This is a genomic window from Albidovulum sp. (genome assembly GCF_049646345.1).
In the GTDB taxonomy this organism is placed as follows: Bacteria; Pseudomonadota; Alphaproteobacteria; order Rhodobacterales; family Rhodobacteraceae; genus Albidovulum.
Genome location: NZ_JBARVQ010000492.1, coordinates 1 through 9,081, shown reverse-complemented (window position 1 = coordinate 9,081; position 9,081 = coordinate 1). Strand labels below are relative to the sequence as shown.

General features: G+C 60.9%; 11 protein-coding genes. 9 read left to right on the top strand and 2 right to left on the bottom strand.

Translation table 11 applies throughout. The features are described 5' to 3' along the window. The first annotated feature begins 72 nt into the window (after positions 1-72). From rpsA to WBB85_RS12330, 5 genes are all read left to right on the top strand, one after another. On the top strand, positions 73-1,758 hold the full coding sequence (rpsA, locus tag WBB85_RS12350; RefSeq protein ID WP_432638911.1) for a 30S ribosomal protein S1: 1,686 nt from the start codon (positions 73-75) through the stop codon (positions 1,756-1,758). A 294-nt stretch (positions 1,759-2,052) separates the two neighbouring features. Continuing rightward, positions 2,053-2,334 (top strand): integration host factor subunit beta, encoded by a 282-nt coding sequence (ihfB, locus tag WBB85_RS12345; RefSeq protein WP_432638910.1) that lies wholly within the window; start codon positions 2,053-2,055, stop codon positions 2,332-2,334. A gap of 9 nt (positions 2,335-2,343) precedes the next feature. Beyond that, a complete protein-coding gene (locus tag WBB85_RS12340; protein WP_432638909.1) occupies positions 2,344-2,703 on the top strand; it encodes a lipopolysaccharide assembly protein LapA domain-containing protein in 360 nt (119 codons plus the stop codon). Between the two features lie 21 nt (positions 2,704-2,724). Further along, positions 2,725-3,375: a phosphoribosylanthranilate isomerase gene (locus tag WBB85_RS12335; protein WP_432638908.1), complete on the top strand. Its 651-nt coding sequence runs from the start codon at positions 2,725-2,727 to the stop codon at positions 3,373-3,375. Continuing rightward, the gene (locus tag WBB85_RS12330; protein WP_432638907.1) at positions 3,372-3,818 is read left to right on the top strand and encodes a GNAT family N-acetyltransferase; all 447 of its coding nucleotides are present in this window, start codon (positions 3,372-3,374) and stop codon (positions 3,816-3,818) included. Before WBB85_RS12335 ends, WBB85_RS12330 begins: the two co-directional genes overlap by 4 nt. Before the next feature lie 116 nt (positions 3,819-3,934). Here WBB85_RS12330 and WBB85_RS12325 read toward each other — a convergent pair whose 3' ends face one another. Then, on the bottom strand, positions 3,935-4,969 hold the full coding sequence (locus tag WBB85_RS12325) for an endonuclease/exonuclease/phosphatase family protein (RefSeq protein ID WP_432638906.1): 1,035 nt from the start codon (positions 4,967-4,969) through the stop codon (positions 3,935-3,937). A 136-nt stretch (positions 4,970-5,105) separates the two neighbouring features. Here WBB85_RS12325 and trpB point away from each other — a divergent pair, with 136 nt between their 5' ends. The 4 genes from trpB (at position 5,106) to WBB85_RS12305 (ending at position 8,305) form a co-directional block, all read left to right on the top strand. Then, on the top strand, positions 5,106-6,338 hold the full coding sequence (trpB, locus tag WBB85_RS12320) for a tryptophan synthase subunit beta (protein ID WP_432638905.1): 1,233 nt from the start codon (positions 5,106-5,108) through the stop codon (positions 6,336-6,338). A 351-nt stretch (positions 6,339-6,689) separates the two neighbouring features. Further along, positions 6,690-7,016 (top strand): hypothetical protein, encoded by a 327-nt coding sequence (locus WBB85_RS12315; RefSeq protein WP_432638904.1) that lies wholly within the window; start codon positions 6,690-6,692, stop codon positions 7,014-7,016. A 96-nt stretch (positions 7,017-7,112) separates the two neighbouring features. Then, positions 7,113-7,709, top strand: coding sequence for a hypothetical protein (locus WBB85_RS12310; RefSeq protein ID WP_432638903.1), 597 nt, complete (start codon positions 7,113-7,115; stop codon positions 7,707-7,709). A 47-nt stretch (positions 7,710-7,756) separates the two neighbouring features. Then, positions 7,757-8,305, top strand: a complete 549-nt coding sequence (locus WBB85_RS12305; protein WP_432638902.1) for a helix-turn-helix transcriptional regulator — start codon at positions 7,757-7,759, stop codon at positions 8,303-8,305. A 16-nt stretch (positions 8,306-8,321) separates the two neighbouring features. Here WBB85_RS12305 and WBB85_RS12300 read toward each other — a convergent pair. Next, positions 8,322-9,081, bottom strand: a 760-nt coding sequence (locus tag WBB85_RS12300) for a tetratricopeptide repeat protein (protein ID WP_432638901.1), incomplete at its 5' end; no start/stop codon positions are given.

Genomic DNA, 9,081 nt, shown 5'->3' with positions numbered 1-9,081 from the left:
GGCGAGACCCATCAAAGACCGGCGGAGCCAACCGCATGGCCAGAAACATGTAGATAAAGGAACTGAACACGCATGTGCGCTAAAGCGACCATGGAGGAATTCGAAGCCCTCCTTAAAGAAAGCTTCGAGATCGACACCCCCGAAGAGGGCTCGGTTGTCAAAGGCAAGGTCATCGCCATCGAAGCGGGCCAGGCCATCATCGATGTCGGCTACAAGATGGAAGGCCGCGTCGATCTCAAGGAATTCGCAAATCCCGGTGAGCCCGCCGAAATCGCCGTCGGCGACGAGGTTGAGGTCTATCTCGACCGCGTCGAGAACATCCGCGGCGAAGCTGTGCTGTCGCGCGAGAAAGCCCGCCGCGAAGAGGCCTGGGACCGTCTCGAGAAAGCCTATGCAGCGGAAGAGCGCGTCGACGGCGCCATCTTCGGCCGCGTCAAGGGTGGCTTCACTGTCGATCTGGGCGGCGCTGTTGCGTTCCTTCCCGGCTCGCAGGTCGATGTCCGTCCGGTCCGCGATGCGGGCCCGCTCATGGGCATGAAACAGCCGTTCCAGATCCTCAAGATGGACCGTCGCCGGGGCAACATCGTGGTTTCCCGCCGCGCGATCCTCGAAGAAAGCCGCGCCGAACAGCGTGCGGAAGTCATCGGCAACCTGACCGAAGGCCAGACGGTCGACGGCGTGGTCAAGAACATCACCGAATACGGTGCCTTCGTTGACCTTGGCGGTGTTGACGGCCTTCTCCATGTCACCGACATGGCGTGGCGCCGCGTGAACCACCCGAACGAGATCCTGTCGATCGGCGAGACCGTGAAGGTCCAGGTCATCAAGATCAACAAGGAAACCCACCGCATTTCGCTCGGCATGAAGCAGCTTCAGTCCGATCCGTGGGATTCGGTCGAGGACAAGTTCGCACTGGGTTCGGTTCACAAGGGTCGTGTCACGAACATCACCGACTACGGTGCATTCGTCGAACTGGAAGCGGGCGTCGAGGGCCTTGTCCACGTCTCGGAAATGTCCTGGACCAAGAAGAACGTCCATCCGGGCAAGATCGTCTCGACCTCTCAGGAAGTCGACGTCATGGTGCTGGAGATCGACACCGCGAAGCGTCGCGTGTCGCTTGGTCTCAAGCAGACGATGCGCAACCCGTGGGAAGTCTTCTCGGAAAGCCACCCGGTCGGCACCGAGATCGAGGGCGAAGTCAAGAACATCACCGAATTCGGTCTGTTCATCGGCCTCGAGAACGACATCGACGGCATGGTTCACCTCTCCGACCTCAGCTGGGAACAGCGCGGCGAGGATGCGATCCAGAACTACCGCAAGGGCGACGTGGTCAAGGCCGCAGTCACCGAAGTGGACGTCGAGAAAGAGCGTATCTCGCTTTCGGTCAAGGCTTTGGGCGAAGACACGTTCTCGGATGCCGTTGACGGCGTGAAGCGTGGCTCGGTCATCACCACCACGATCACCGCGATCGAAGATGGTGGCATCGAGGTCGAATACAACGGCATGAAATCCTTCATCCGTCGTTCGGACCTTGCCCGCGACCGCGCCGATCAGCGCCCTGAGCGCTTCCAGGTTGGCGATCATGTCGATGCCCGCGTGACCAATGTCGACAGCAAGACCCGCCGTCTGGGTCTGTCGATCAAGGCCCGCGAGATCGCCGAAGAGAAGGAAGCCGTGGAGCAATACGGTTCGTCCGACTCGGGCGCATCGCTTGGCGACATTCTTGGCGCAGCCCTGAAGGGTTCGGACGACAAGTAAGCCTGTCGATATGACAATCGGACGGCCCCGCCATCGGCGGGGCCGTTTCCGTTTCGGAAACGAATCGCCGCAGGGGAAGACCCGTTGTCGGACCCTGCTCACCCCCGTCGAGACCGGATTGCTGCGCCGCAGTGTCGGCTTCGGTGCCGATTCCCGGCTTCCCGAACCCCAAAGACGATGGAATTCCTCGCTTTTCCAAGGGCTTTCCTGTTTGTCGCCGCGCGGATTGCGCCTATAGTTCATTCAACGAAAATCTGCGGCTGCCGGTGGGATGGCCGACAAGGGGGGTTGTGAATGATCCGGTCGGAGTTGATTCAGAAGATTGCCGAAGAGAACCCGCACCTTTTTCAGCGGGACGTCGAAAGGATTGTGAATACGATCTTTGAAGAGGTCACCGAAGCATTGGCGCGCGGTGATCGGGTTGAGTTGCGTGGCTTCGGCGCGTTCTCGGTTAAAAAACGCGATGCCCGCACCGGCCGCAATCCGCGCACGGGCGAATCCGTTGAGGTCGAGGAAAAGCATGTTCCCTTCTTCAAGACCGGAAAGCTCTTGCGGGACCGTCTCAACGGGGGGTAAGGATCGCGCATGATGCGCATGCTCCGCCTTCTCTTTCTTTCCATTCTGGGGATCGCGCTGGTCGCGGTCGCCTCTGCCAATCGCGAACTGGTGACGCTCCGGCTGTTGCCGGAAGAATTGGACAGCTTCCTTGGTTTCGGCTGGTCCGTACAACTGCCGCTGTTCGTGGCGATCTTTGCCGGTATCGTTGCGGGCCTTGGCATCGGTTTTGTCTGGGAGTGGTTCCGCGAGGCGAAACACCGCGCCGCCGCCAGCCAGCACAAGCGCGAGGCGGGCCGGTTGGAGCGGGAGGTGAGCCGCCTCAAGGCGGAAAAGCCCGAGGTTGAGGACGATGTCCTGGCGCTGCTTGAGGGCCGCAAGGCCGGCTGACCTGCATCCCGGAGAGGTCATTTGGATATCCGCGTGAAAATCTGCGGGCTGAGAGAGCCCGAACATATCGACGCCGCCGCAAGGGCGGGGGCGACATATCTGGGTTTCAACTTCTTCCCGAAATCGCCCCGCAGTGTCACCATCCCGGACGCGGCTTCACTGGCGCTGACGGTGCCCGCAGGCGTGGCCAAGGTGGCGCTGACCGTCAATGCTACCGATGCCGAGCTGGATGCGATCACCGCCGGTGTACCGCTCGATATGTTGCAACTTCACGGTGCCGAAAGCCCCGAACGGGTGAGCGAGGTCAAGGCGCGCTACGGATTGCCGGTGATGAAGGTGCTCGGTATTGCCGACCGCGCCGACCTGGCCGCACTTGATATCTATCAGAACGTGGCCGACCAGATCCTGATTGATGCCAAACCACCCAAGGATGCGGTTCTGCCCGGCGGCAACGGGCTGACCTTTGACTGGACGCTTCTGCTGGGCCGCGTCTGGCGCAGGCCGTGGATGCTGGCCGGTGGGCTGACGCCTGACAATGTCGCGCTGGCGATCCGGTCGACCAATGCGCGGCAGGTTGATGTGGCTTCGGGCGTGGAAAGCGCGCCGGGGCTCAAGGATGCGGACCTGATCCGTGCCTTCATCGCGGCGGCGAAAGGGGTGGTTCCGGCATGATCCGGTTCCGCGAAGCCCGGCGCGAGGATGTGCCGGCAATCGTGGCGCTTCTGAGGGACGATGCGCTTGGCGCGGAACGCGAAGGGGCGGGGCTGGAGGATTACTACGCCGCCTTTGACGCGATAGGGGCCGAGGGCGGCAATACGGTGGTTGTCGGTGAGGATGGCGGTCGTATCGTCGCCACCTATCAGCTGACCTTCATCACCGGCCTGTCGCTGCGCGCCACGCAGCGGGCGCAGGTGGAAAGCGTCCGTGTCGCCACCGATCTGCGGGGACAGGGGATCGGGGCCGCGATGTTTGCCGATGCCGAGGCCCGCGCCCGCGCCGCCGGTTGCGGGCTGATGCAACTGACGATGAATGCCGACCGCCGTGACGCAAGGCGCTTTTACGAACATCTCGGATTCACGCCCTCTCATACCGGGTTCAAGAAACCGCTCGGCTGATTCACGACCTGTCCCGCTGACCCACGCCTCGAACCGGGCGGCTCCCCTCCCCCTCGTAGGGAGGGGATGGGGGTGGGGGGGCGGAGGTCCCGGATCAGGTCCGGGACGGGACTGCACTATGCCACCACCTCCTCGGGGGGGTTGTAGACGAACCGCGCCCGGACCACGCCGTGATCGCCGGTGCCGCTTTCCTTTTGGTCGTCGCTGTTCAGGTGATCGTTGGCGATCTCCAGCCCGTCGAAGGCCCAGATCCGCTTGCGGGAATTGTCGTAGAATTCCTGACTGACAAGGATGTGGTCGAGCGACTCGCGCATATCCTGATAGACATGCGTGTAGTAGACATCCCTTTCGCTGCGGTACTGCTGAAGGGTCTGCGCCGAATAAAGGTCGTTGTCGCCGCCGCCCTTTGAGAGCGTTGTCAAAAAGCGCGGCTGACCGGTCAGGATGTTGTGGGTGTTGGAATGCTGACCATCATTGCAGTCACCGATCACGACGACGGGTGTATCGGTGTTCTTCATTTCTTCGGTCAGCATCATGCGCAGCGCCATCGCCTCGGCCGTGCGGCGGATCGTCGACAGCGCCCCGCCGATCGCTTCGGAATGGCGGCCATGAACATCCTTGTCGTACCATCCCTCGCGGAAAATCTGGGTCGGCCCCTTGGATTTGAAATGGCAGACGAAGACCACGATTTCGGGTGCATTCGCATGCGGCTGGATCGTCAGGCGCAGGACGGGGCGTGAAAAGGCGTCGATCAGCACCTCGATATCGCCGGTCTGGCTGTCATCGCCACCGCTTTTCAGGATGAAATCGTCCGGGAAGTTCTCGATCCAGCGCGGTGTCCCGGTCAGGATCGCAGAGCGCACGGCCGCCGCGCAGACAATCTTTTGCCCCGCATGCCCCGGCGGGGCGATGGCGGTGTATTCGCTGTCGAGCCCGGCCATGGCCAAAGCCGCCGTCAGGCTGTCGGCATGCCATAATTCCTGAAAACCGAAGACATCGGCCTTCATGATCCGCAGCATCACTGCGGTCCAGGCGATCTTGCGGTCATATATATCCTGATCCCAACCATCTGTATCCTTGTAGATGGCAAGGCCGGGTTCGTTGAGGTTGTAGAGGTTGAAGCTGGCAAAGCTGACGCCGCGACGGGCCATGGCGGTCTCCGATAATCTATGAACCAATGCGCTATAATAGCATAAATGCATGTCGGATGGGTGACGGACGTTCGGGCATCTTTACGTGCGGCCCCAGCCGCGCTAAGCCCGGGCACGTCAGGAGAGGGCAGACACGATGGCCAATGATCAACTCAACAGCTTCATGACGGGTCCGGACGAACAGGGCCGGTTCGGCATCTTCGGCGGGCGGTTCGTGTCCGAGACCCTGATGCCGCTGATCCTCGATCTGGAGGCCGAGTATGAGAAGGCCAAGACCGATGACAGCTTCTGGGCCGAGATGGACTGGCTCTGGAAGCATTATGTCGGCCGTCCTTCGCCGCTTTATTCTGCCGAACGCCTGACCGATCACCTCGGCGGCGCCAAGATCTATATGAAGCGCGATGAGCTGAACCATACCGGCGCGCACAAGATCAACAACGTGTTGGGCCAGATCATCCTTGCCCGCCGTATGGGCAAGACCCGCATCATCGCCGAAACGGGGGCGGGTCAGCACGGCGTGGCCACCGCGACCGTCTGCGCCAAGTTCGGGCTGAAATGCATTGTCTATATGGGCGCCCATGACGTGGAGCGGCAGGCACCGAACGTCTTCCGCATGCGGCTTCTGGGTGCCGAGGTGGTGCCGGTGACATCCGGTCGCGGTACGCTGAAGGACGCGATGAACGACGCTTTGCGCGATTGGGTCACCAATGTCCGCGACACGTTCTACTGCATCGGCACCGTGGCGGGTCCGCATCCCTATCCGGCGATGGTCCGCGATTTCCAGTCGGTCATCGGCAAGGAAGTCCGCTGGCAACTGGCCGAGCAGGAGGGCGAAGGCCGCCTGCCGGATACGGTAATCGCCGCCATCGGCGGCGGGTCGAATGCGATGGGTCTGTTCTACCCGTTCCTTGACGATCCCTCGGTCAACATCATCGGGGTTGAGGCTGGCGGCAAGGGTGTGGACGAGAAGATGGAGCATTGCGCATCGCTGACCGGCGGGCGTCCCGGCGTGCTACATGGGAACCGGACGTATCTGTTGCAGGACGAGGACGGCCAGATCCTCGAAGGCTTCTCGATCTCGGCCGGCCTCGACTATCCCGGCATCGGGCCGGAACATTCCTGGCTGCATGATACCGGGCGGGCAACCTATGTCTCGATCACCGACAAGGAGGCGCTGGAGGCGTTCCAGCTGTCCTGCGCGCTGGAAGGCATCATTCCGGCACTGGAGCCCAGCCATGCACTGGCCCATGTGATGAAGATCGCGCCGAAACTGCCAAAGGACCACATCATCGTGATGAACATGTGCGGCCGGGGCGACAAGGATATCTTCGCAGTCGCCAAGCATCTTGGCTTCGACATGAATACCTGACCTGAAGCAGGTTTCGGGGCGTTTCAGCCCCTTGGTTTCGATTCGGATATGCCCGCGCCGTCGATCCTGGTGCGGGCATATCCATTTTGAGTCCCGGCTTTTTTCGTTACAGCGATTGTCACTGAACCCGGGAATCGTTGCCGATTGCGACGCAAAATTTCCCGTCAGATCGGATTGGATCGACAGATTCCCCTTTTGGAACAGCCATAAACTCCGGTTTATCCCCATCCGTCGTCGGTTTATGGCGCTTTCACGGCAGTTCATGGCCAAGTTGAGGCCGACGACGCGCCGTTCGTAACGAGTGTTCACCTGGGCGTGGCGGAGACAGGAAACGATGACAAGGAAAGTAAGATGATCCACATGACCAGCATCTCAGCATCGCCCAAAGGGGCAATCGCCATCCAGCACCCGAAAGCCAATCTCGGCCACATCGTGCGCGAGCAGCTTAGTTCCATGACGGCCGCGGGCTATAGTGAAGTCGACGTGCGCTGGAGCAATGACATGCTGCTGATCGAAGCCAAGGGTGACAGCGGAAACGTCCAGCGCAGGTTCAACCGGGCTGGAATCTGCGTCATGGAAAATATCGATAATGAGGGAATCGGTATCAAGCGTTGCTATGACGAAAATGGAATGGCGTTGATTTCCGAAGAAATCCGCGACGAAGACGGGGATTGTTGAGGAAATCGCGTCCTAAACCATCCGCATATGGGAAATACTTGATGTTTACCAAGTGTTTGACCACGATGCCTGACGGGGGCATTGCGCAGTGCGATTATGAAAAGACGCGAGTTCCTTCTTTCCGGTACGTTCTTCGTTGCCACTTCTGGCACCGCCCTTGCATCTCAGGGTGAGGATGAGGTCACTCATCGCCTCTACAAGGAAGGCTTTCGCATAACCGAGCGAAAGCGCACCTGGCTTGGGCGGATAAAAATCCAGGCGAAAAAGGGAAGAAAGCTGCGCGAAGTTGTGCTCGATCCGACATCGGGCGAGGTGCTTCGCGACTACACCGAAGAACCTGCCGACCGGCAGTCCAGGACCGCGCGGAGGTCGAACCGCCGCGATGACAATGACGGTTCCCGCTCAGGGTCAGACGACGAGGGCGGTTCCGGCGGTGACAAGGAAAGTGGAGGGTCTGACTCTCGTGACGGCAAGGGTGCCGGTGGCGGGAGTGAAGCTGGCGGTGGTGCGGGTGGCGAACCCGGCGGCGGCAGTGAGACCGGCGGCGGTGGCGAACCCGGCGGGGGCGGTGAGACCGGCGGTGGCGGCGAAACTGGCGGTAGTGAAACCGACGGCGGCCGCGAAAAAGAAGAGGCCAAGGGCGAAAGGAAGGGACGTCGGGGAAAGAAAGAGGGTAGAGATGCCCCAAAGTAATGCGCATCCCCTTCAGGCGTCTGACGAAATCACGCAGGTCCGGATGAATGCGTGATCTGATTGCCCTTGTTGCTCTGCTGTTCGTGCAAATTCTCTGCGCAGCTTTTCTGGTGGGGGAAACCCTGCTGACCTTCCTTGGTATTCAGCACAGGCCACTGAGTTGGGAAATCAAGGAGCTGCTTGAAATCGGTGCCGTTCTGGGTCTGGTCTTTGGTGCAGCGCTTGGTGTCACCGTCCTGACCCGCAGCCTGCGCCGTCAGAAGCGTGCCGAGGATCAGCTTCGTCAGGTCTCGGGCGCATTCATGGAACTGATGCAGACCCGGTTTCATGATTGGGGTCTGACCTCGGCCGAGAAAGACGTGGCACTCTTCGCGATCAAAGGAATGTCGACGCCGGAAATTGCGGCACTTCGGGGAACTGCCGAAGGTACGGTCAAGGCGCAGACCAATGCCATCTATCGCAAATCGGGTGTTACCGGGCGTCCGCAGCTTCTCAGCCTGTTCATCGAAGATCTGATGGACGATGACATGCTGCCGCCGTCCTGTCCTGTAGAACCGGTTCCCGATATCGAACCGATTCTGAGGGCGGTCGGGTAACCGCGCGGGTGCAGCCCTAATAAAGATCGACGCGGAACTTGTTTGTCGTCCAGTAAAGTCTGGCGAGCGCGATCAGTCGTTCCATCGTATCGGTGGGGAAGGCCGCTCCGAAGCGCGCGCCGATGCCTGACAAGGCGTCTTCGCTTGCAGGACCAAATGCTCCATCTGCCGCAATTTCGGCCCCGAGATCATTCATCAGAACCTGTGTACCCATATCGATTGCCTTGGCTGGCAATGTGTCGAGAAGCTGCTGTGCCGATGCGGCCGCATCAGCATTGCGCAGCGTGGCTGCCTTTGCCGCCCGGGCTGCGGCATCGCCGATGGTCATGCCAGCGGGCGGGTTCTGGGCGATGGCCCAGGCGGCATTAGCCCCGCCCCAGCCATCACCACGCAGCAACCCTTCATCATACCATTTTACCGCCTCGGCAAAGTCGGGGCGGCCGCCGATATCGCCATTGAAATACATGCGGCCGATGCTGGTGGGCGCGCGGGGATGGCCGCCATCCGACGCCTTGCGGAACCAGTCGAGTGCGGCCTGCGGATCGCGCGCTGTCCCGCCCGCGCCATTCAGCGCGACCCAGCCCATATTGTCATAACCGTAGATGTCGCCCCGCGCGGCGCTTTCCTGCAGGTAACGCAGCCCGCGTTCGGGTTCATAGTGGTCGCTGCCGTCCTGCAGGAAGTAGTAGCCAAGCGTGTTCATCGAGAAGGTATGTCCGACCTCTAGCGAGTGCGACAAAAGGTCGAAGCCCTGCCGCTTCAGCCCTGGATCATCA